At 42.6% G+C, this 21356-nt stretch carries 19 protein-coding genes; 5 read left to right on the forward strand and 14 right to left on the reverse strand.

Annotated features, from left to right (window positions below; genetic code table 11):
- Positions 1-75: 75 nt before the first annotated feature.
- The 7 genes from OGI71_RS05530 to OGI71_RS05560 form a co-directional block, all read right to left on the reverse strand.
- Positions 76-4086, reverse strand: a complete 4011-nt coding sequence (locus OGI71_RS05530; protein WP_282254369.1) for a hybrid sensor histidine kinase/response regulator transcription factor — start codon at positions 4084-4086, stop codon at positions 76-78.
- A gap of 106 nt (positions 4087-4192) precedes the next feature.
- Positions 4193-5089, reverse strand: coding sequence for a hypothetical protein (locus OGI71_RS05535; RefSeq protein WP_282254370.1), 897 nt, complete (start codon positions 5087-5089; stop codon positions 4193-4195).
- A 59-nt stretch (positions 5090-5148) separates the two neighbouring features.
- Positions 5149-5970 (reverse strand): M12 family metallopeptidase, encoded by an 822-nt coding sequence (locus OGI71_RS05540; protein WP_282254371.1) that lies wholly within the window; start codon positions 5968-5970, stop codon positions 5149-5151.
- Between the two features lie 311 nt (positions 5971-6281).
- Positions 6282-7292, reverse strand: coding sequence for an NAD-dependent epimerase/dehydratase family protein (locus OGI71_RS05545; RefSeq protein ID WP_282254372.1), 1011 nt, complete (start codon positions 7290-7292; stop codon positions 6282-6284).
- 64 nt (positions 7293-7356) lie between these two features.
- Positions 7357-7983, reverse strand: a complete 627-nt coding sequence (locus tag OGI71_RS05550) for a Crp/Fnr family transcriptional regulator (RefSeq protein ID WP_282254373.1) — start codon at positions 7981-7983, stop codon at positions 7357-7359.
- Between the two features lie 326 nt (positions 7984-8309).
- A complete protein-coding gene (locus OGI71_RS05555; protein ID WP_282254374.1) occupies positions 8310-10937 on the reverse strand; it encodes a hypothetical protein in 2628 nt (875 codons plus the stop codon).
- Positions 10938-10945: 8 nt separating this feature from the next.
- The gene (locus tag OGI71_RS05560) at positions 10946-11791 is read right to left on the reverse strand and encodes a GLPGLI family protein (protein WP_282254376.1); all 846 of its coding nucleotides are present in this window, start codon (positions 11789-11791) and stop codon (positions 10946-10948) included.
- A gap of 186 nt (positions 11792-11977) precedes the next feature.
- On the opposite strand from OGI71_RS05560, the gene OGI71_RS05565 reads away from it, so the two are divergent.
- Both OGI71_RS05565 and OGI71_RS05570 read left to right on the forward strand, forming a co-directional pair.
- Positions 11978-13642 carry a HAMP domain-containing sensor histidine kinase gene (locus tag OGI71_RS05565; RefSeq protein WP_282254377.1) on the forward strand — a complete coding sequence of 555 codons (1665 nt, stop codon included), beginning with the start codon at positions 11978-11980 and terminating at the stop codon, positions 13640-13642.
- 19 nt (positions 13643-13661) lie between these two features.
- Positions 13662-14357, forward strand: a complete 696-nt coding sequence (locus tag OGI71_RS05570; RefSeq protein ID WP_282254378.1) for a response regulator transcription factor — start codon at positions 13662-13664, stop codon at positions 14355-14357.
- On the opposite strand, the gene OGI71_RS05575 is transcribed toward OGI71_RS05570, so the two are convergent.
- Genes OGI71_RS05575 through OGI71_RS05605 form a run of 7 tightly spaced genes read right to left on the reverse strand, consistent with a single transcriptional unit; the run spans position 14338 to position 18180 of the window.
- Complete coding sequence (locus OGI71_RS05575; protein ID WP_282254379.1) at positions 14338-14697, reverse strand: hypothetical protein; 360 nt, start codon at positions 14695-14697, stop codon at positions 14338-14340. The two genes, OGI71_RS05570 and OGI71_RS05575, sit on opposite strands and share 20 nt — an antisense overlap.
- On the reverse strand, positions 14694-15302 hold the full coding sequence (locus OGI71_RS05580) for a hypothetical protein (RefSeq protein WP_282254380.1): 609 nt from the start codon (positions 15300-15302) through the stop codon (positions 14694-14696). The genes OGI71_RS05575 and OGI71_RS05580 overlap by 4 nt, the downstream gene beginning before the upstream one ends.
- A gap of 24 nt (positions 15303-15326) precedes the next feature.
- A complete protein-coding gene (locus OGI71_RS05585) occupies positions 15327-16427 on the reverse strand; it encodes a DUF1266 domain-containing protein (RefSeq protein WP_282254381.1) in 1101 nt (366 codons plus the stop codon).
- Between the two features lie 4 nt (positions 16428-16431).
- Positions 16432-16869 (reverse strand): hypothetical protein, encoded by a 438-nt coding sequence (locus tag OGI71_RS05590; RefSeq protein ID WP_282254382.1) that lies wholly within the window; start codon positions 16867-16869, stop codon positions 16432-16434.
- Positions 16870-16876: 7 nt separating this feature from the next.
- A complete protein-coding gene (locus OGI71_RS05595) occupies positions 16877-17281 on the reverse strand; it encodes a hypothetical protein (RefSeq protein WP_282254383.1) in 405 nt (134 codons plus the stop codon).
- Between the two features lie 22 nt (positions 17282-17303).
- Positions 17304-17828, reverse strand: coding sequence for a hypothetical protein (locus tag OGI71_RS05600; protein ID WP_282254385.1), 525 nt, complete (start codon positions 17826-17828; stop codon positions 17304-17306).
- A 19-nt stretch (positions 17829-17847) separates the two neighbouring features.
- Entirely contained in the window at positions 17848-18180 is a 333-nt protein-coding gene (locus tag OGI71_RS05605; protein ID WP_282254387.1) for a DUF4870 domain-containing protein, read from the reverse strand.
- A gap of 244 nt (positions 18181-18424) precedes the next feature.
- Here OGI71_RS05605 and OGI71_RS05610 point away from each other — a divergent pair, with 244 nt between their 5' ends.
- From OGI71_RS05610 to OGI71_RS05620, 3 genes are read left to right on the forward strand one after another with little or no spacing between them, the layout of a single operon-like run.
- Positions 18425-20245 (forward strand): LuxR family transcriptional regulator, encoded by a 1821-nt coding sequence (locus OGI71_RS05610; protein ID WP_282254389.1) that lies wholly within the window; start codon positions 18425-18427, stop codon positions 20243-20245.
- 51 nt (positions 20246-20296) lie between these two features.
- Positions 20297-20884 (forward strand): Crp/Fnr family transcriptional regulator, encoded by a 588-nt coding sequence (locus OGI71_RS05615; protein ID WP_282254391.1) that lies wholly within the window; start codon positions 20297-20299, stop codon positions 20882-20884.
- Positions 20885-20942: 58 nt separating this feature from the next.
- Positions 20943-21299, forward strand: a complete 357-nt coding sequence (locus tag OGI71_RS05620; protein ID WP_282254393.1) for a DUF4406 domain-containing protein — start codon at positions 20943-20945, stop codon at positions 21297-21299.
- Positions 21300-21356: the final 57 nt, after the last annotated feature.

Genomic DNA, 21356 nt, shown 5'->3' on the forward strand with positions numbered 1-21356 from the left:
TTGTTAACTTTTAGGGTGTAATTTGTTAACATGCAGCAGGCAGTGATTAGATGGGTTGATAGCTAATTAAATGACTTAAAGCTTCTTACGGTAAAAAGAAGGTAGGTTGCCAAAGGCGGATTTAAAATATTTGCTGAATTGCTTTGGATTGCCAAATCCCACTTCATAAGCAATTTCTGCCATGGATAATTTGGAATTCTGGACGAGATGCATGGCCCGTTTCAGCCTGATATGCCGGATATATTCCATGGGCGAATAGCCGGTAATGGCGAGTACTTTTTTATAGAGTCCAACTCGGGTGATGTGCAGGCGTTTTGCCAGTAGTTCCACTGAGAGCGTGGAGTCGCTGAGGTCCTGCTCGATTTCCCTGACCAGTGCCCGTATAAACTGCTCATCCGCGGATTCGATCTCCGGCTGTGACAGATTCACCTGAATCTGTTTTTTATATCGTTTTACCAGGTTTTGTTGTTGGCTGAGGATCTGCGCGATTTTGGAACGCAGTAAACCGATATGGAAAGGTTTGTTGATGTAATCACTTGCACCTGCCTGTAGTGCTTCGACGGCGAGCTGCTGGTTGACCACCGCTGTTACAATAAGGACCGGAATATACGTCAGCTTTGCCTGTTTTTTGATATGAACGCAGAGATCCAGCCCACTTTCAACGGGTAAGTTCAAGTCGGTCACCACCAGATCGACCTTTTGCTTCAACAGGCATGCTTTCGCTTCGGCTACAGTAGCCGAGGTAAATATGATATAGTCCGTCTGCAGCGTGCGCTCTAAGTAAAGCAAGAAATCAACATCATCCTCGACCACCAGAATACAGGGTTTATCTGAGTGGCCGTTTTTCTGCGGCTCAATAATCATCTCACTATGTTGTATAGGTAAATTCACTGTGAATGTTGTCCATTCTGGATTACTTGTTAGCTCGATGTTACCACCAAGAAATTCGATATAATCTTTCACGATAGACAGGCCAATGCCTGTTCCCTGGTTTAATTTCCCATTGGGCACTTCTAGCTGAAAATAGCGTTCAAAAACACGGGACTGCAGTGATTCGGGAATTGGTGCACCTGAATTCTGAATTTCAATATGAAGTACTTGTCCTTTTTCACCAGCTGTCAGCTCTACTCTACAGACGACCTCACCAGCCGTTGGGCTAAATTTGATCGCGTTGGAGACCAGATTATGGAGAATGCTTTCCAGCTTATGCTTGTCAAACCATCCGGCTTGTCCCTCTGGTGCAATATGTACCTGAAAACGGATCTGATTAAGTTGCGCCAGTCCAACGAATGAACTGAGTTGTTGGCGTATAAATTCCATTAGATCACCGTACTCCTCATTCCGCTCCAGTTCACTTTTTTCTAGCTTTCGGAAGTCCAGCAGCTGATTCACCAATTTAAGCAGACGATCTGCATTTTTCTTTATGAGGGTAAGATCAGTCTTTTTGCTGGCATCCTGTTCTTCGTCCAGCAATTGCTGAGCCGGTGTCAGAATCAAACTGATTGGTGTACGGAATTCATGGCTGATATTGGTAAAGAAACGCGTTTTCATGGCATCCAGTTCTTTAGCCTGCAAGGCCTGCTCTTTCGCCAAATAAAGTTGGTTACGTGTCTTAACCCGTAGCTTTGTCCAATAATAAAATGCCCAAAGAAGGGTTAATACTACTGTAGCATAAAGCACAAAAGCCCAGTTTGAGCGCCAAAAAGGCGGCTGGATATCAATCGTCAGCAGCAGCACCCGTTCGGACCAATTATTGGAACCGATGGCCTGCCTGATGTATAAACGATACTTTCGGGAGTCCAGATTGGTAAAACTGGCCCGCATTGTCCCCGGTTCAAAGTCAAACCATTCATCACTTAGTCCCAGCAGTTGATATTGATAGAAACCCATATGTTGCTGCAGGTAATCGAAAGTTGATAGTTCGACGGAAAGAGCGTTAAGGTTATAGGACAAATTCAGTTCTTTTAGGTTTTGAAGAGATTGATCGTAAATCACACGACCAGAGAATTCCTCGCCTACGGCAATTTGTTTGTTGAAAAGATATAGATTGGAGAGCACTGGTAATACCAGTGTATGCTCCGCCCTAATTTTTGCAGGATCAATAAAATTAAAACCCTTTGGTCCGCCAAAAACTAATCGACCATCCCGTAATGTTAAGGCCGCATTCTCATTGAAAACATTGCCCTGCAGGCCTAATTCTTGTGTAAAATTGCGGATAATAAATTTCTCTGGCGACCCCGTTTCCACAATCTTGGATAAACCTTTATTGCTGGAAGCCCAAATATTACCTTGGTAATCGGTCAATAAAGCCAGGATTGCATCATCGCCGAGTCCATCTTGCTCGGTCAGATAGCTTATTTTGTCGCCTGCGATTATGTGCAGTCCCTCTTGTGTAGCCACCCAGATGCGTCCTTTTTTATCCTCCTTCACATCATAGATCAGATCGTTCAGGAGCTTGATTGGCGAACTGCTGCTCGTGATATTTTTAACCTTCCCATCAGGGTTCAATACCACTAACCCAGTCGCGGTACCGATCCACAGTCTTTTTTTCGAATCCTCAAAGATTACGGAGATATAACTATTTTTAATAGTTTCACCTCCGGTATTGTAGGTCTTGGAAAAGTGTTCTGTTTTCTTATCAAATTGATATAGTCCGGTGCTGAGTGTACCTACCCAGAAACGATTAAAGCTATCTGTGTAGATTTCCCATACACTATCATCGTTTAGTTTTCCTGGACCAGCATCCCGATGGAAAACCTTAAAATTTTTACCATCAAAACGGCACATTCCTCCCCTATAAGTCCCGATCCATAATAAGCCCTCCGCATCCAAAAGTAGTGAAACAATCACATTGCTGCTTAAACTATTTGGATCGCCAGGATCATGGAGATACTGTGTAAAGGTCTTTTTTGTACTGTCGTAATACAACAGTCCGCCACCATTGGTGCCGATCCAGAGGTTGCCCTTTTTGTCTTCGACAAACTTATTGACATCATCATATGGAAGCGATTTGGGCAAGCCGGAATGGTTTTTTACTAAGGGAAACAACAACAGGTTGGGATGATAATAACTGATGCCACCCTTATAGGTACCAGCCCAGATAATCCCCGAGTGATCTTTGTACAGACAAGTGATACTGTTGTAAGGAAGACTGCGCAAGTCATAGCCATCATGATCGATAATCTCTATACGCTGATTTTTCTTATTGTACACATTAATGCCACCATGATCGGTCCCTAGCCAGATAAGACCAGCGTCATCCTGAGTGACATTCCCGACAAAGGGATTAGACAACTCCCTTTCCAGGTGTCTAGTCGACCAGCTTTTCACTTCAAGATTATAGACACCAATTGGAATATCCTTTGAGTAAATCCAAAGGTCTCCCTCGTTATCGGCGAATAAATTAAAATTTACACTTTTAATACCAATAGGCAGCTGGATTGTTTGCCTGCTTTTCAATGACTTTGTATCGACAAGGCCCAACAAGCCATTTTCATAGATTAACCAGATCGCCTGCCCCCGCCCTTCAATTACATCAGTAATTCTACTATCCTTGCTCAATTGGGGAACAGTTCGATAAGATTTCTTTTGGCTATCATAGAGTAGCAGCGTACGGTCACTGTACAAGAGCACAAAGTTGTGTTCATCTAATGCACGGATCGTATAGACATCTTTTACAGGCAAGCGCAGATTTGTCAATACGGAATCAAGCTCTTGGATGATCTTGCCAGACCGCTGATTATAGATATTCATTTGGCTACTGGTCCTGATCCAGATATTGCCTTCAGGACCATCGAAGATTCCTGAAATAACATTGGCACTCAACCCGCTACCTTTACCGGCCGAATACCGAAAATTGGTAAACTGCTGGCCGTCAAAACGACTTAAGCCAGATTCGGTACCAAACCAAAGGTAATTATACTTATCTCGTAGCGCACAATTCACGTGGTTATGAATAAGCCCCTGATCGGATGTTAAGGTCTTGAATGCATAGGTATTATCCTGGCTAAATGCTTCTGGTTGGCCCAGTAGAATAAACAGGAATATGGATAGTGTAAAGTGTAAAAATGAGTTAAGCTGCTGCATTGGTTATGATATGCTCAATGATACAAAAATTGAGCAAATACAACAAATACCAAACCTCTTTTTATCAAAAATAATATACGGACATGTATGGTCTATATTTTCTAAACTAAAACTTCATGTGGACACCCAATCCCAACCGAAGGCTCGAAGAATGAACAGCATTCAGCTGACTTATCGTGCTGGTACCATCAGACTTAAACAGTTGGTCTGTACCTGTTCTGGTACTCAGGCCTGTATAACCGATCTGTACAAATGGGAAAATTGATTTGGTAACTTGACGCTCCAACCGGAAGTTCACTTCCCAGCCCATACCTTTTGCTTTATGGGTAAAGCTAATGGGATGGTTAAAATCCTCCTGCAGGTTCCAATTGGCATTTGCGGAATAACGGGGGAAATAGATGCCGCTGACATCGAGCAGCAGACTCCAGTGATCAGTATGATAATCAGTCTTTAATCCCAAAATGAGACCATGCCATCGGGGTTTATAAGTACTTTTCAGTTCCTTACTCTCCACAAGTGGTTGTGCGCCATCCAGCATATATAACGTTTGATAGCGACCAAAATAACCGGTATGTGCTGCAAATGCCAACTTTTCGGTTGTCCGGATCGTGTAAAAAATTTCAACCCGGATATTGCTTGAATGACCCCGATTGGCCTTGAAATCATAGTCTGCAGTTTTTACAGCTCTATTATCGCTTGCATAATCAGCATCATTGACGGTACCTTGGCTGATCCAAAAATGGCGAAAGGCAACTTCGGCCTGTAAAGCCGAGGATAACGCTATAGTTGAGGAAATTCCTATTTCAGGCCCCCTGAGTTTCCGCCATTTGAGTTCGGATAATATATTTGGATTTTGTCCATTTTCATCACCCGCAATATTCCAGTCCAATTTTTCCTGATTCCAACCTATAACAGGTATTATCGTGAATTTAGACTTTTTTTCCTGCGCAGGAGCAGCAAGAGCAAACAAGCTCGAACAGAAGAGAGCAAGATATTTTTTCATACACCAGAAAGATCATACACCCCGATATACCGGAGTGTATGAAAAGATCAGCTTAATAATTAATTTTTAGGATAGACCTGCCCAATAAAGGACTTGTCCGTTGCGGACAGTACCGTATTGTTGCCAACACTAAAACCATTGGTCGTTAATGCGCTGCTGACAGAATAATGCATGATTGAACTCGGATCATAGCTGCTATATTGCGTCTGAGTCGTGTCATATTTTGCAAACAGATTATTATCGACATCACTTTTACTCCAATAATTTGGATATCCGGCATAATAGGTATATACCTTGTCTTTATCCCATGGAATGGCCGCCAAAGGATGCTGATGTTCGTGGATCATACCCAGGGCATGGCCAAATTCGTGGATGACTGTCCGGCTAAATTCGGAATCTGGTGTGTTATCATCAAACCAGCCAAAATTCATAGTTTCCTGATTAGAAGCAATGCGCAATGCGTCGGTACCGATATACGAGTAAGATCCAGCACCATCGGTGAAGGTAACTCTTAACTGTGCTTTACCACTGGTAACAAAGCGAAAGGTAATATTGGCGTATTGGGACCATTCGTTGGCGTATTGCATTACTTTTTGGCGTACTTTGGTCGATCCACCGTACAAGCGTACGGTGATGACACTGCCATTAGTCCATTTTTTTGCACTGATCACCGCGCCTCTAGGATCTGTACCCCCAGGCAAATAGACGTCTTTACAGACATGTGCATCTTTAAAGCCGGCTGGTATGTCGGCTTTTGAAACAACTTTCAGTTCTTCAGAATCTTGTGGGGCTTCTGTACTGTCTGCGTTTTTGTTGCAAGCTACGAGCGTAGCCGAAGCGGAAATGATCAATCCAAATAGGATTTTTTTTCTTAATTCCATACGTTCTAATTTTTTAATCAATCATAATTTAAGTCAGCTTACAACGTGGCCACATGAAAAACTAACAACCATAAATGTAACACTCCTGTTACACTAAGCCAAAGCTAAAAAATTATATTTATTGAAACAATAGCTTCTTTGAGAAATAATCAAATAAAATTAAATACATAACGCTTATTTAATCTTCAAATTAAAAATTAACTATTGCAGCACTAATCTTCTGATGGCTGGTCAAGAACCCTCGAGCCAAAGATATAATCTCAGACGCCATATAAAATCGATCTATGATGCATCTTTTGCTCAGCATGGCGCTAAAGCAGAGTTTTGTGTTCCATCAGATATGCCAGGGCTTCGGTGACTGCCTGTACGCTGCTTTTGGGGTTAAATCCTAGTTCCGTTTTTGCCTTAGAAATATCGAAATCCTGTTGAAGTCCTGAGAACATCGCAATATCTTTTGTCGTGATTATGGGTGGCTTTCCTTTTAGCTTCGCTGACAACTGCATCAATCCCGCAATTCCATAGAGCATAAACTTGGGAACAGAGGCTGGAATACGTAGATTAAGCCCAGGGTATAGTTGTTGCGCTATTTTGGTCGTATCAGTGATGCGCAGACACTTTTCATTTGCTAGTATGTAACGATCCCCCGATTTCCCTTTCGTGGCGGCGAGGTAACAGCCTTCGGCGACGTCTTTGACATCCACCCAATTGAGTGCAATATTGGTGTCGACGGGAATCTGTTTGGTTAATATCAATCTTAAGATATCATAGGAAACATTCAGGGGAAGAGTAGCTTCACCGCCGATCATGGCACTGGGCATTACGGAGACCAATTCGACACCCAATTCCTTTGCCAATTTGAACGCTAGCCTTTCCCCGTCATTCTTCGAATTGTAATAGGCATCCCTGCGATCCGGATTGTAACCGTTGGATTCTTTGGTGGGCGTGTACGTATAGTCCAGTGCAGCTATGGAGCTTACATAAACGATTTTTTTTACACCTGCTTCAGCGGCAGCTTCAATGGTATTCCGCGTCCCCTGCATATTCACTTCGTAGATCTCTTTTTGTGGATCTTTGGCCCATAGTTTAAAAGCGGCACCCACAGCATAGAAAGTTTCGACACCCTGTAACACATTTTTAAATGCGGCTTTATCCATGATGTCTGCCTGAACGACTTCGCAATTCAGCCCTTTTAGACTGTCGCTGCGACTGATATTCCGCACCGATGCGCGTACTTGAAAGCCCTTTCCTATCAATAATCTGACAAGGTTATTACCTAAATGCCCGTTCGCTCCGGACACCAATACTAAATTTTTAGTTGACATGTGTGTAGATTTTAAATGTTTCAGCAAAGTTCTGCCCTGGCGATTTAAAACCACTTCACAAATGTTACCTAATGATCCGTTTACGGATGCGGCTCAAACTTTTGGGGTTCATGCCCAGAAAAGAGGCAATATATTGCATCGGTACGTTGTGGAGCAATTCCGGTTGCTCGGCTATCAGTTTCAGATAACGTTTTTCAGCTGTAAGTGTCGCCAGTTCCTTCGCTCGTTTCTCATTGTAGGATAGCGACTGTTGAAACACATAGATACTGAAATCTTTAAATGCAGGTGATTGTTCAATTAAAAGATCAAGATTCCTTTTGTCGATTCGAAGTAGTTCACAGTCTGTGATGCACTCCAAATTTTCATCCGATCGGGTTTGATTGTTGAAGTTTACAAAAGAAGTGATAAATCCCGGTGGACAGTTGATATGGGTTGTTACCTCATCCCCCTTATCGTTATAATGAAACAAGCGGACAAAGCCCGATACAACGAAATACAGATAGGCGGGCACCTTCCCCTCCTCCTCGATGATATGGTTTTTAGGAAACTTTACCGGTTCCAGATGATGTTGGCACATATCCTTTTCCAGACTTGAAAGTGTGACTTGTTGTGTAATTAGTTCAATAAACTTTGTATGCATTTCCTGCCGATTATTTTCTTTTGCAATATAGGGAATAAATCCGTGTACCATAGCGCTCTTTTTCTGGAATAGAACCCACCAAGATAACTGGAATCCAACACAGGAGAAAAAAGCCAGGGTATTTAGTTATGCGATAGATCGCGATGGCGTTCCTTACGGACAAAATCAGATTGTCCCAACCAACTATCCAGTTACACGACAATTGATCTCATTGGTTAATCCCTAAAAAATAACTTATAGCTAATCTGGCAATTTCCGCTTTTGGCGATCTCGCTTAGTTTAATAGCAAAAGGCTGACTTGCAAAAAATGTAAGTCAGCCCTTTTTGTATTACTACGCTTTTTAAACAGTGCAGCGGGAGACGCTTCCTCATACGTATTAGAAAAGAAAACTATATTTTAATACCGACTGGAAACCACGTAATGGAATGGTTTGGCGGTTTTCCAGGTTCGGAGTCAAACTGTAACTGGAATATATTTTTTTATTAAGGATATTATTGATGTTGAGTTCCAGGCTATGTTTACTTTTAAGAGGTTTATAGCGGATAGATGCGTCTAGAAAGCCATTGGCGATGGGATCAAGCCCGCTACTTTGATAACTGCCATAACTCCAGGTTCCCTTCACAAAGAGGTAAGTGCCAACAACATAAAGCATTCCTAAGCTATGTGTATTCGATGTATATTGGTTGGAACTCCGCTCCGCTTCACTTTTTAGTCGATTTCGAAAATCGCTATAGGTATACTGATAGGATAATGTGGTGTGGGAGATGCCCTTATATTCAAGCCTTGGGCTGACGGTTATTGTCGTGCCAGTGGCTGCAGCAAATTGACCATTCAAAAATTGATTGTATTTGTTTTGATTCGCACTTGCATTCAACCCCAGATAAATCCCCTCTTTCAATAAGGATTTAGACATACCCAATGTCAGCGCATTACTGCTCGTCCGATTGTCATAGGGCATCAACTTACTGATAATGCCGTGCTGTGTCACATCCTGACCGACTAAATAATCATTTTGTGTCCGCAGATGTGATGCTGTTACATTCAGGTAAAATAAGCTGATTGGTCGTTCGATAGCATAACGTAATGTATACGCTTGATTTGATGTGAAATACAGTGGTGCAGCGAAACTTTTTATTTCCCTGAAATTACTCAGAATCGGGTACGGATAGAGCTGGTCGAGATCCGAATTTTCCTGATTAAAACGTAGGGACAATAGGAAATAATCTCGATTTGGTAGATAAGCCTGTAGGGAAACGGAAGGCGTAAACAGTAGTTTCTTCGTCTCTGTGGTTGACCCCGCATGGCGATCTGTAATATCCCATGCGTTCCAGGTCAAGGGAAACGCGCCAGAAAGGATAAAGTCTTTATTTTTCCAATCCAGTTTCACACCAGCGGACATTTGCTGTTGTTGCCAGCGCAGATTGTTGTCGGGAAACCTTTTGTTATCAAATACAGCCCCATCTTTGACCAAGTCTAATGCCGAGTTCAGTTCTTTATTGAGGTAATTCAAACGGGCAAAATAAGTACGTTTTAAGCGTGTATTATTACGTGTATAGGCCACTTGTATATTACCATTGGTCTGTGGTAAAGAGACAGTTTGCCGAACAGCATCATAGGGCTGATTTTCATTTAAATAATTCGCCATTACACCGGGAAATACCTCCAAGCGATCTTTATGCCATTTTTTCGCCAGATCCAGATTAAAAGTGATCAGATCCTTGTTTTTTAATTTGGGCGTATACTCCATGGATTCGGATATAAAATTCAGCTGATCCCGCCCCCATTGGTCATAGCGTGCCCCATCATCGAGTAACCAGGTGTGATGGTTTTGGTTTTCGGCTTTAAAATCGATTATATTTTTCAAATAATACCGATTATCGTTGCCTTCCAAGGTGAAGCTGCCACGCCCATAAAGTGGTTTTTTTGTCGTATTATAATAATTATTATAAGTGACCTGACTGCCATCGGCCAAAAGATATCTTTGTGTACCATCGCTACTGAGCTGCTCCCGGTCGGCCCACAGGTTGCCATTCACACTAGAGCTCCATGCCTCGGACCATTTATAAAATTGATTGGTGTTAAAGGCGACAGATCTATTGTTGTAATATTTGTTTGTCGGTACTGAGGGCGTTGCCGCTGCAATCGGTTCGGTCAGGTTGAATGAGTTGATGGATTCCACATCATTGTTAATGCGCTCACCAATTGAATTATATTGCAGTGTATTGAGGGTTTTGTACTTCTTTTTGAAGCTCATGGCATTCCCATTGATAAAGCCATCGATTGGTGCGGCAATACCAACAGTAGCTTCACCTGACCAGATCATTTTAGCATCTTCGTTAAGAACAAGATTTAATGCGACATCTTCGGAGTTGCTTACCCCCTGTTTGACTTTTTTATGTTCATGATTTTGCACAAGTTCAACGTCTTTGACCGCTTTGGGTTGTATTGTTCTAGTGCCAACGCCATAGCCATTCTGAAAGATATTGTCCCCATCGACGTACATCCGGCTGACGGTTTTGCCATTGTGCTTGATGACGCCGTTGTCGTCAACCTCTATACCGGGCATGCGGCGCAGTACATCGCCGATGTTCCTGTCTTCTGCAGAAACAAAGTTGTTGACCGCATACCGGGTGGTATCACCGGCGCGCCGTACCGCCAGAGGTTTACTCTTGACGGTAACATCTGCCAGCTGAATGGACTTTTTAACGAGTTCAAAGTCCACTCTCGGACTTTGGCCTTTATAGTCCTTACGGACTTTCTCATACGAAATATGGCTGACCTCGATCCATTGAACTTTGGACATTTCTTCTTTTGTCAGGTTAAATACATACTGTCCCGTACTATTGCTTCTGACGGTATGGAGGCTGCTGTTGGCGTAGCCAATGACGATAGTCGCATAGGGTATTGCCTGTTTGTTGCTACTGATAATACCCTCAATTTTCTCCTGCGCAAAAGTAAGCGTGGACACCATGGTCAAGCATAGGCTACAAAAGATTTCTTTCATCAGAATCGTTATTTGATCGTACGTTCAACAGGATTGTTCAACTGAAATTTTTGTTTATTTTTCTCGCTTTCTTTCATCAACGCCTCGGCTTGTTCCTGCGAGATTTCCCGCCCGTCCTGCGTCTTGAACTTTACGGTAGCACCAGCAGGTAATTGAGCCATCATCGCTCCCAGCTTGTCCGCTTTACTGTTTTCCATCGCCTTGCGGTACTTTTCATAGGGAAGTTCGGGTAGTTTGTCGATCTCCATCAGGGGCATCTTGTCTGCGACCTTATCCAATCCAGCATAACGAAAGCGAACTTCATTGGTCAAATCTTTGGCTTCAAGGATGGCACCCGGCAAGCCATTTAGCTTCCAGGGGCCTACCGGGAATGGGATTTCTTCGGTAAACCAGGCTTCATAGGTACGACCACCAAATTGCCCTATCGCTTTGATACATCCATATCCTCCGATATCCCGCTTTTCTTCGGTGATGGCCCAATCTATTTTATAGTTCTTGTTGGGGTACACTTTATACAATTGACCGAGCATCGTCACTAGGCAAGGGCTCTCCCCCGTTCCGAAAGGTGTGTACAGATTGACCAATCCATCAGACTGGTCAATAGCATCCATACTGATATGAAGTGCCCCCTGTTCTTTATTTTTTTCCATGGGCGCCATTGAATAGAAGGCGTTTCCGTTACCGATATATAGGTACATGGAACGTGTAATAGGAGCCTCCTTTTTTGTGCTGTCAGCGATATGTTCAAAATCATACTTAATAAACATATTCACTTGATTGTCTTGAGCAAATAGCCCTTGGACAAAGAGAAAAAGACCGATAATAGCGGTCAGCGAAAACTTTGTTGTGTTCATTTTTATTACTTTTATATTGTCAGTGGATCAAAAGTAGAATGCAAGTCGAGCTTCCATTCCAATTGCTTTGTTAAATACTGTTAACCGGAAACGGAATTGTTAACTACTGTTAAGTAATGTTATGAACTGTTAGCAGATCCCTCTTTTTCGTAGATTTTAGCTAGCATTGTAGCTGAGAATTTTATTATGACTACACACAGGAAAACACGCGTTATCATTGCCTTACTAATCGCTAGCACGATAGCTGTTATTGTCATGCAGGTGTTTTGGCTGTCCAATGCCTTTCGTATCAATCAGCAAAAGGAGAAGATCATGATACAAGGAGCCATCAAAGATGCCATAGATGTCGTTCGTCTCAAAACATACTTCGGTATTGATAGCTCCCTCTCCAAGGAACAATCGTCCATTCTGCGTGCCATGGGGGGGATACTTGACCAGGTCTCCAATAATGAATTGAAAGGCGTTCAGATTCATCGGCAGATTACAAAGGATTCAACGACGAAGAAAAGCTGTGATACTTGTACAAACGCCTCAAAAAAGACGACCCATGAATTTCGGATGGATATCGCAGAAACTGGCAAGGATGTCGAGAAAAAGCTGGTCGATTCGATCTTAAGGGCAAATCATACGGGCAAACTCCCTAAGCATGTAAAAGTCACCCCGCGTAGCCTCAAAGACACTTTCGTTCAACTTTCTTCAAAGGGCAATAAAGGAATAGGTACCGCATTGGCTGATACAGCATTGGCAAAAAAGCCGGAGAAGCCATCAAAGTCTATCGTTGCTCGGCAGTTTAGTGGCTCGGCCGTCAGGGTTTATGCAAACGATACCGAATCCACACAAAAAGACGTGGATACGCTTGCTATTGGCTTATTGCTGGACTCATTGATAGGCACCAATTTTGAGGAATTACAATTGAAGAATCAATTTAAAGTGTCCTTTGCTACTCTTGCAGATAGCGCAAAGCAATCATTGGATTCCGTCGCTCACTACCTCTTGTTGAGAAGTACCATCAGCCCCACCTACAGTGCAGTGATTAGCGTAGAACCGGATCTGTTCACAAGCTTAGATGGCATGAAATGGCTACTTTTCGTTTCTATACTTATCTTGGGAATGCTATTTTATACTGCGCTTGCCCTTATTAATTCCTTCAATCGCGAGAAGCAAATGACCGAGATTAAGAATGATTTTATCTCAAATATGACTCACGAGTTCAAAACACCTATCGCCACAGCAAGTCTCGCGGTAGAGTTGATGAGCAAATTTGGGATAAAGAATAACCCTGAAAAATTGGATGAATATCTCAATATCTGCGGTGCCGAACTCAAGCGTGTATCGACCATGATTGAGACCGTACTTCGGCTAGCACAGGATAATCCATATATTTTGGAAAAAGAGTCCACCGATCTCAGCCAGATGCTGCATGATTTTCAGCGTCAGACAAAGCCCAAACTTGATGAAGCGAAAGGAAAGTTGACAATAACAATCGCAGATGATTTTCCGGCTGTAGAGGTGGATAAGACCCATTTGGAAAACATTCTCTATAATCTGCTCGATAATAGCCTTAAATATAGCCGGCAGGCGCCTGTTATTCAGCTCCTTGTCAGCCTGGATAAACAGTGCTTCCGGTTATCATTTAGTGACAACGGCATGGGGATTCCAAGGGATTACCTCGACCGTGTATTCGATCAATTCTTTCGGGTACCCATGGGCAATGTCCATGCAACGAAAGGTTTTGGCTTAGGCTTGTCCTATGTAAAAAAAATCGTGGAGCTCCATGACGGTACCATTCAGGTGGAGAGTCAATTAGACAAGGGAACGACATTTGTCCTTTATATTCCAGTTAAATCTTAATTCGTTTGTTATCATCCTTATGAGTAAAATAAAAGTATTATTGGCCGAAGATGAACCCATGATGGGCAAGCTGATCAAGGAAGCCTTAGAACTCCGAGATTTTGAAGTCGTTTGGGCTGTGGATGGTCTCAAAGCGTTTTCCTCCTTCTGTGTTGCACGGCCTGACATCTGTATCTTTGATGTGATGATGCCCTACAAGGATGGATTTACCTTGGCGCAAGAAGTACGTGGACTAGCCAGCGAAGTTCCGATTATATTTTTGACGGCAAAGTCGACAATTCAGGATCTGGCCACAGGCTTTGAGGTTGGTGCCAACGATTATATCAAAAAGCCATTCAGCATGGAAGAATTGATTATTCGCATGCATGCGCTCCTCAATAGGTGCTCTTCCTTTAAACAATCTCCTAGCAGCCTGAAGGAAGAATATGTCATTGGCAAATTTCATTTTAGCTTCAGGAATCTACAGCTTAGTATAGGCAATAAACAGCAGATACTATCTTATAAAGAAGCTCAATTACTGAAACTATTAGTTGATCATCGGGATGCTGTACTCGACCGCAAGGTAGCGCTAGACTATGTTTGGGGTGATGATAGTTATTTCAATAGCCGGAGCATGGATGTTTTTATCAGTAAACTGCGTAAGTTTTTGGAAGGGGATCCCGCGATTAAGATTGTCAATATCCGCGGCAAAGGCTTTAAGTTGGTTGTTGGTTGATCTGTCTTACTTCTTGATCAAAACGTTGCCGCCAGTACCGACCAAACTGTTTTTCCAGCATCTCAAAATATTTTTCATTATGCTGTTCATACCTTTGCTTTTCGCCCGGTATAATTTCGCAGCCACCTTCAATGCGTTCATACCGGATACCCCATTTTTTGATGGTACTGTCCAATGCGCGGTAATATCCCTCCGGAGGCAGCTCACCCTGCCGATAATCTATCCATTTTAAGCTGCTGTCTCCACCTTTTCCGGTCGCGATATTGTTCCGGGCGGTTTGTGTTCCTTCGCAGGAGAGGAAAAGAAAAAACAACAGGCAGAAGTAGTATCGTATTTTCATATGATTTCCAAAACTGTATAGTTTGATAAATCTGTTCCTAAAATCCGTGGTTTTATTCGCCACATCATGGTTCTGTTCTGAGGATTCCCTTCAGTCAGATCTTTTCTCAAAAACGAATATAGGTATATATGGTTTTTAGGAAATACAAGTTCATCATCCTGAACGATTGGGTTTTCATTTAGATCTTCCGCCATTTTCTTGACCAAATTTAGTGGGCTGCTGGAAAAGATCGGGATCTGTTTAAAATGAAGTTGCCCTGCCCTATTATCAGCAAAGATTTCGGTCAATTGTTCGTTTTCATATTCCAATGTCAATCCGGTTGTCATTCGATGTTGCATCAAGACAATACCCCGCTGGTCATTCGCATTTGTTGCTTCTAACGCTTCCATGACAGTTTTCAACTCGGCTTCGGTAATAAAGTCTTTTAGTAAGTTGTACGTATCCAAGACATGATCTTTCATGTCTGCGGGATTATGTTCTGAGGTAACTTTGCCTAAAAATTCATCAAAGGCAGCGACCTGTAGTCTGCTCATCCGAAATGTCACTTTTCCTAATCCCACAGCGGGCAACAATTCCCAATGACTATTGTCAGTTTTTTCTCTCATGTTTGGATCAACTATCAATATGTTCTAACGCTCATTATTATCCTGCTGAAAGCCCTTGATCTCCTTATGCTGATCTTTTCGTGTTTCAAAGGCGACAAATTCTTCACAGGCATTTTGGATAACTTCGGGCAGAGGCTCCTCATTTTTACGCCAGCTAATTTTCTTTATTGGCCAGTCGCAGCTTTCGTTGTAAGATTTATGCGCTTTCAGCTTTTCATTGGTCAGTCTAAAATCGTTGCACCAATAGGCATGGCCCAATCTGAAATTCGTATAGAAATCGTCCAGGCTGTCAAATAACGTATGGGCATAACCTGATGTTCTTAATATATTGTTCCAAGCCGTTTCTTCGCTGATCAATCCGGCCATAAATGAGGTCCGGGATAATTCAATGACCCGGTTTAGGTCAAATCCCCAGAGCAATTGTGGTGGTCTGTTATCCTTTCGTTCCCAACAGCTCTCGACATAAGCCTCGGGCAATTGCGTGAGGGCCGCTATCCTGCGCTGCATATTTTGTCTGGCCTCTACTGGCATCAATGCCTTATCGGCGGCAAAAAGCTGACTGTGCATGCCGTTAAAAAGCCGGTCAATGGTTTCATGATAGGACTGTGCCGACAGTACACCCCAACTTTGGTCATTGCCCGCCAGCCGTTCTTCTTTGCTGGTCACAATAAATGTCCTGAAATCCTTCACTGCCGCCCCCCTGGCTTCACAGGGCCAGTATTCCAGGGTTTCGATCCACTCCCCATGCTGATAACCATCGGGCGCATCCAATTGTAGCGCTTCCCGTTTCTCCTGCGGGAGCCAGTCGGCACCATACAGTTGGTAATACCGCTTTTGCTCCTTTATTCGTTTACGGGTCATTTTCCGAACTAAAAAACTACCGAGTAAAGCCCCCAAAGCTAATGCAAGCACAATGCCGCTATAGTACATCCAGGATTGTACCTTGTTTATTTCCCGTAGCCTGTCCAGCACAGCATAGGTAATCACGACGACCACAGCAGCGAGTACAAAAGCTGCCCATCCCGAAACAGTGGCATTACCATCCTGCGGATTATACTTGGGGCGGGCGTCCTTTTCGCCCGGTTGATTCTGAATAAATTCTTGCATATCTGTTGTTTCAAACATTTCCCTACCGCGTTAAAAAATAAGTTTGCATGTAAGTGATACCTTCCGAACTTGCGGTATTTCTAAAAGTCAGCTTGTTAGCCGTTAGTTCAACAATCGTTTGTTCGTTCTCCCATAACAGGAGTTTATTATTTGCTTTCACTTCGTAGGGAAACTCATCCTCACCCTCGGCGTTTGTTTTTACAAGACCATTAGCGGAAAAATCGAAGTAAATATTTTTAGGATCGTTGTTAATGACTTCAGGTGGCTCATTCCCTGTTTTTGTTTCCTCTATAAATTCCACCAAGTTCCAACGTCCCAGAATTTTCTGCCGCATGACCTGAACGATTTTATCTTCCTCGTTGCCTCCCTCCTGATCTGGACTGTCTTTTTTACAGGCGGTACCTAGTGCAAGGACGGCAATTATAAGGAATATAGTTACTAAAAATTTATTGATTTTCATCTACTTGCTATTTTCTTAACGTAATTGTGGTTGTATATGTTATGTCGTCCTCTTTTTCAATACTGCGCATAATGAAACTTGTCTCGGTCAGCTCTATGATCGTATAGGTGCCACCATCAATATCGATTTCAGCTCCATTCAGCTTATAATCATCCTGTCTTTCATTGGAACTATTGATGACATAAGATATTGTCCCATCCTGACGGAAATCAATATAGTCCCCCATTTCTCCTGGCTTTGTTTTTACCTTGGGGGGATTTGGAGGTTCAAGCGTTTCTGTAACCTGCGAGACAAAGGTCCATTTCCCCAATATCCTTTCCGATATAGGTTTATCGGATATTTGATCTTTTTTACAGCCCATCATACTGAAGGTGAGGAGCAAAACGAAAAGATTAAAAATTGTCTTTTTCATCGGTCTATAATTTGTTTTCTATCTATTCCACATGATATTTTAAAGAGAGGTAATAGTACCTGTCGTCCTTGGGCTGGTAATAGGCTGTGTCTTCCACCTCATCATTTGTGGTGGAATAATCGACTACAGCTTGTAATGGTCCCAGTTTTTTACCGATGGCGGTAGCCATTTTTTCTGCACGTGCTTTTCCGTCGGCAAAAGCAGCTGCGATCACCTTTGAAAAATCTTTCACGGGCAGATAGTTCACCCTCCGGGCGGTAATGGATTGCGTACCGCTTTTATCCACCATCAGGTTACTCAACTTGATGATATCGCCAGGATCCGTTGTTTTAACCTTTTCAAAAAAAGCTTTCTTTACTTCTTCAAAAGGCTTTTTCTCTTCGGCATAGGCAAGCTCTTCGGTAATCATGATGTCTAGGATATAGGACTTAACGGTTCGTTCAATTTTTGCCATACCTCTTACTTCTATATAAGGCTTTTCGGTACTTTGTCCGTAAACGCTGCAGGCGGTTACCATGGAAAGCAGGAATACAAGGATATTTTTCATGACATTTTTATATTAAAACTTAGTGTAGAAAACTGAATCTTTTCTCAAAAAAACTTCCGATTAGCGGTACCGGTTTCATGACTTCATTCGATGCATTGATAATACCCAAGACCAAAAGAATCAGGGGAACAAGCGTGAGTAAAGAAAAGATACCCGATAAGGTCGGTATGACGGTGACCAAGATTCCGGTGATGACCGAAATAACGATACTAAAAATAAATACACCCAGGCTTTGCTCCAGATGATAGCTTACGTAGGCATCTTTTTCTGTTCGATTTTTATAAGAGAAATAAGCGATCAGCCAGCCAATGATGGTGATATAGGATACGATTGCAGTGGTTTTGTTGTCCATAAGATAAAATTTAAAATGAAGTTCTTTTTATACAAAGGTGCTATCGAATGCCTATATTCTCAAAGGATATGGCCTCTACAAAGTATCTACAAGTGAAAAAGAATAGCTCTATAAAACCTCTACAGCGCTGTTTGATCTATTTATCACCCCTGTAGACCCTGGGGATGAGCTGCATATTATGGATTATGTTGTATTTTTATAAACAAAGAATTTTGAAAATTACTATTCCATACCGCGAACTGTTATGAAGATCTCTATAAGCCTCAGCCTGATCTTACTTGTGTTTTTCACCGCACTAAAGCCGGCAGGTGCGCAATCGCGTATTGAGGATTCACTGCGGACTGTTCTTCGTCAGCCGGATCTAGCCACTGAAAAAAGAGCCGTGGCACTCGCGCAGCTTGGCAGAACCCTTTATGAAACTGATCTGCCTGCCGCTTTAGCTTCGGCAAATGAAGCCTTGCGGTTAAGCCGCGGACTTTCCGATGGTCAATACGCTGCTTTTGCATTAGCTACATTGACCTATCTGAATGTACAACGGGACAGTCTGGTACTCGCACAACGGAATATCGATAGCGCATTGATCTATAGCGCAACATCTACAGATAAGGTTGTCAATGGCTATGTATGGTTAAGAAAGGGCTGGTTGGAATATATCGTTAATCAGCCGGACAGGTCCACCGCCAGTTTGTTTAAGGCACTTAAGGTCTTGGAAGGACAACCTGCGGATGCTTATCGGAGCTTGGTATATCATTACTTAGCAAGTATTTATGGAGACCTCAAAGACACCGGAAAATTAAAGACATATACCCAATTAAGCCTTCAATCGGCGTACCGCTCGGGTGACCCGGATATGATCTGTAATGCTTATCTGGCTGTTGGTTCCTCTTTCCTGAAGGATTTTAGACTAGAACCATCGAAAAGGCAATTACTGGATTCCTCGATTTTCTATAACCAACAACTGCTCCAGCTGTCCAAGGCACAATCCGGCAGGATTATCAATCATATCAACAGCGGTGCTGCTGCCCTAAATCTGGCCAATATTTATTGGGAATTCTTTCCGAAACAGTATAAAGATAGTGTTGATAAATACATCAACCTGGCTCTGATCATTGGTCGAAAGTCTGGTCACGAGGAGATCATTGCCAATAGTTATGGGATATTGAGCGAGTATGAGCTGGCAGAAGGCAACTATGGGGCGGCAGAAAAACTTTTTTTACTGGGACTCAGCGAAGTAGAAAGCCATGTTGGCAGCAGCTTACAAGTCAGAGCTTCGATGCTAAAGGGCTTGGCTTCAGTAGCCGAAAAAGCGAGCGATCCTGTTAAAGCTTTGGCTTACTTCAAGCGGTATATGCAGTATGAAAGCCAAGTCTATGACGCTGGAAAAATGGCCATTGCTCAGCGGCTTGAAGTCCAATACGAGGCCGAGAAGAAGGATAAAGAACTGGAACGGCTGCAAGAGCGGGCAGCTTTTAACAAAAAGCTCAATGTTATTTACATCGGACTCATTATCGCTGGTGCTCTTGCACTTATTTTTCTTTTCCGCTCCTACCACTTTAGGCTGAAATCATCTATTCAACAGGAAAAGTTGCAGGCAGAAGAAGCTGCGCGGCTTAAAGCAGAACAGGAACTGTTGCAGGAAAGGCAAGACAGGCTCCAAAAAGAATTGCTGGCCGGCAATCTGCAGGTAGAGCAAAAAAATGAGCTTCTCCAGACGATGCGCGATAAATTGGCTGACCATCCAGAATATGACATGCTCAAAAAACAGATGGAGCGCATCCTCAAGGAAGACCTGCGGATGGATGAAGATGTTGAGCATATCAAGAGCAGTATAGTCGATATACATCCTGATTTTTTTAATCGGCTGCAACAACTGGCTGATAACAAGCTCACCCGCCTGGATCTAAAGCATTGCTCTTATATCCTGATGGGGCTTTCCAACAAAGAAATTGCCAATCGGCTTGCGGTAGACCCCAAAAGTATTCTGATGGCACGCTATCGGATCAAACAAAAGCTAAAGCTGGATAAAGAAGATAGTCTGGACCTTGCCATACAACGACTGGGCTGAAGATGAAAAATTAACCGCCGGAATCCAAAGAAATTTGTAGATTGAGCATTTATGGAAGACCGGTCACTTTTAGAAAATATCAATAGACACATCACGCTTACGGAAAGCGAGTGTTCGTTGTTTTTATCCCTGCTCAAGAAAAAGAAAATACCACGAAAAAACAAGCTCCTGACACAAGGGCAATTGTGCGATTCGATCTATTTTGTTGATTGCGGTGCATTGCGGGCATTTTATTTGGATGTATCGGGGAGAGAATCCACGATCATGTTTGCTATAAAGGATTGGTGGGTGACGGATATGTATTGCTTTATAAATACACTTCCCGCCATGTTGACCATAGAGGCTATTGAAGAGAGTACGATTTACCAATTGAAGAAAAATGATTTAGAAAAGTTGTATCAGACGGTACCGCAATTTGAACGTTTTTTTAGGATTTTGATGCAAAATGCATATATCCGGGAACAATTGCGTGTGGTGCAAAATCTATCGATGACAGCGGAAGAGCGCTATGATATATTTGTGAAAAAATATCCTGAGGTCGCAAATAAGGTAAAGCAAAAGCAGATCGCTTCGTATTTGGGTATTACGGCTGAATTTTTAAGTATGATCAAGCGAAAAAAGTTGGAAACCTTAAACTAGTTTATTTTTTTCTATCTGATAAGGCCGTTATTTAGCATCAACTAACAAACGTAAAACTATGCTTATTTTAATTGCAGGCCCTTATCGTGGTGGCACCAACGATGATCCGATTTTGATGAAGCGGAATCTAGACAAGCTCGAATCTTTTGCGCTGGACATCTTTCGAAAAGGTCATATCCCTTTTATTGGCGAATGGATGGCCCTTCCACTGATAAAATTAGCTGGATCAACTAAGGTCGGTGATCAGCAATGGGAAGAAATTCAATACCCTGTCGCACATCGGATGCTGGAAAAATGTGATGCTGTATTACGTATACAAGGAGCATCCAAAGGTGCAGATGAAGATGTGCGGCTGGCGAAAGAAAGAGGATTAAAAGTGTATTATGATATCGCTGAAATTCCTGTGGAAGGCTAACACAAGCTCATTCAAATCATATTTAAATCGGAGTTGGACATTTACCACTCCGATTTG

It is taken from the genome of Sphingobacterium sp. ML3W (assembly GCF_029542085.1).
In the GTDB taxonomy this organism is placed as follows: Bacteria; Bacteroidota; Bacteroidia; order Sphingobacteriales; family Sphingobacteriaceae; genus Sphingobacterium.

Coding starts and splice junctions, on each gene's coding strand:
- OGI71_RS05560 (WP_282254376.1), bottom strand. CDS start 11,791: ATGAACACAACAAAGTTTTCGCTGACCGCTATTATCGGTCTTTTTCTC.
- OGI71_RS05540 (WP_282254371.1), bottom strand. CDS start 5,970: ATGGAATTAAGAAAAAAAATCCTATTTGGATTGATCATTTCCGCTTCG.
- OGI71_RS05570 (WP_282254378.1), top strand. CDS start 13,662: ATGAGTAAAATAAAAGTATTATTGGCCGAAGATGAACCCATGATGGGC.
- OGI71_RS05535 (WP_282254370.1), bottom strand. CDS start 5,089: ATGAAAAAATATCTTGCTCTCTTCTGTTCGAGCTTGTTTGCTCTTGCT.
- OGI71_RS05585 (WP_282254381.1), bottom strand. CDS start 16,427: ATGTTTGAAACAACAGATATGCAAGAATTTATTCAGAATCAACCGGGC.
- OGI71_RS05605 (WP_282254387.1), bottom strand. CDS start 18,180: ATGGACAACAAAACCACTGCAATCGTATCCTATATCACCATCATTGGC.
- OGI71_RS05550 (WP_282254373.1), bottom strand. CDS start 7,983: ATGGTACACGGATTTATTCCCTATATTGCAAAAGAAAATAATCGGCAG.
- OGI71_RS05565 (WP_282254377.1), top strand. CDS start 11,978: ATGACTACACACAGGAAAACACGCGTTATCATTGCCTTACTAATCGCT.
- OGI71_RS05620 (WP_282254393.1), top strand. CDS start 20,943: ATGCTTATTTTAATTGCAGGCCCTTATCGTGGTGGCACCAACGATGAT.
- OGI71_RS05590 (WP_282254382.1), bottom strand. CDS start 16,869: ATGAAAATCAATAAATTTTTAGTAACTATATTCCTTATAATTGCCGTC.
- OGI71_RS05600 (WP_282254385.1), bottom strand. CDS start 17,828: ATGAAAAATATCCTTGTATTCCTGCTTTCCATGGTAACCGCCTGCAGC.
- OGI71_RS05615 (WP_282254391.1), top strand. CDS start 20,297: ATGGAAGACCGGTCACTTTTAGAAAATATCAATAGACACATCACGCTT.
- OGI71_RS05610 (WP_282254389.1), top strand. CDS start 18,425: ATGAAGATCTCTATAAGCCTCAGCCTGATCTTACTTGTGTTTTTCACC.
- OGI71_RS05580 (WP_282254380.1), bottom strand. CDS start 15,302: ATGAGAGAAAAAACTGACAATAGTCATTGGGAATTGTTGCCCGCTGTG.
- OGI71_RS05555 (WP_282254374.1), bottom strand. CDS start 10,937: ATGAAAGAAATCTTTTGTAGCCTATGCTTGACCATGGTGTCCACGCTT.
- OGI71_RS05545 (WP_282254372.1), bottom strand. CDS start 7,292: ATGTCAACTAAAAATTTAGTATTGGTGTCCGGAGCGAACGGGCATTTA.
- OGI71_RS05530 (WP_282254369.1), bottom strand. CDS start 4,086: ATGCAGCAGCTTAACTCATTTTTACACTTTACACTATCCATATTCCTG.
- OGI71_RS05595 (WP_282254383.1), bottom strand. CDS start 17,281: ATGAAAAAGACAATTTTTAATCTTTTCGTTTTGCTCCTCACCTTCAGT.
- OGI71_RS05575 (WP_282254379.1), bottom strand. CDS start 14,697: ATGAAAATACGATACTACTTCTGCCTGTTGTTTTTTCTTTTCCTCTCC.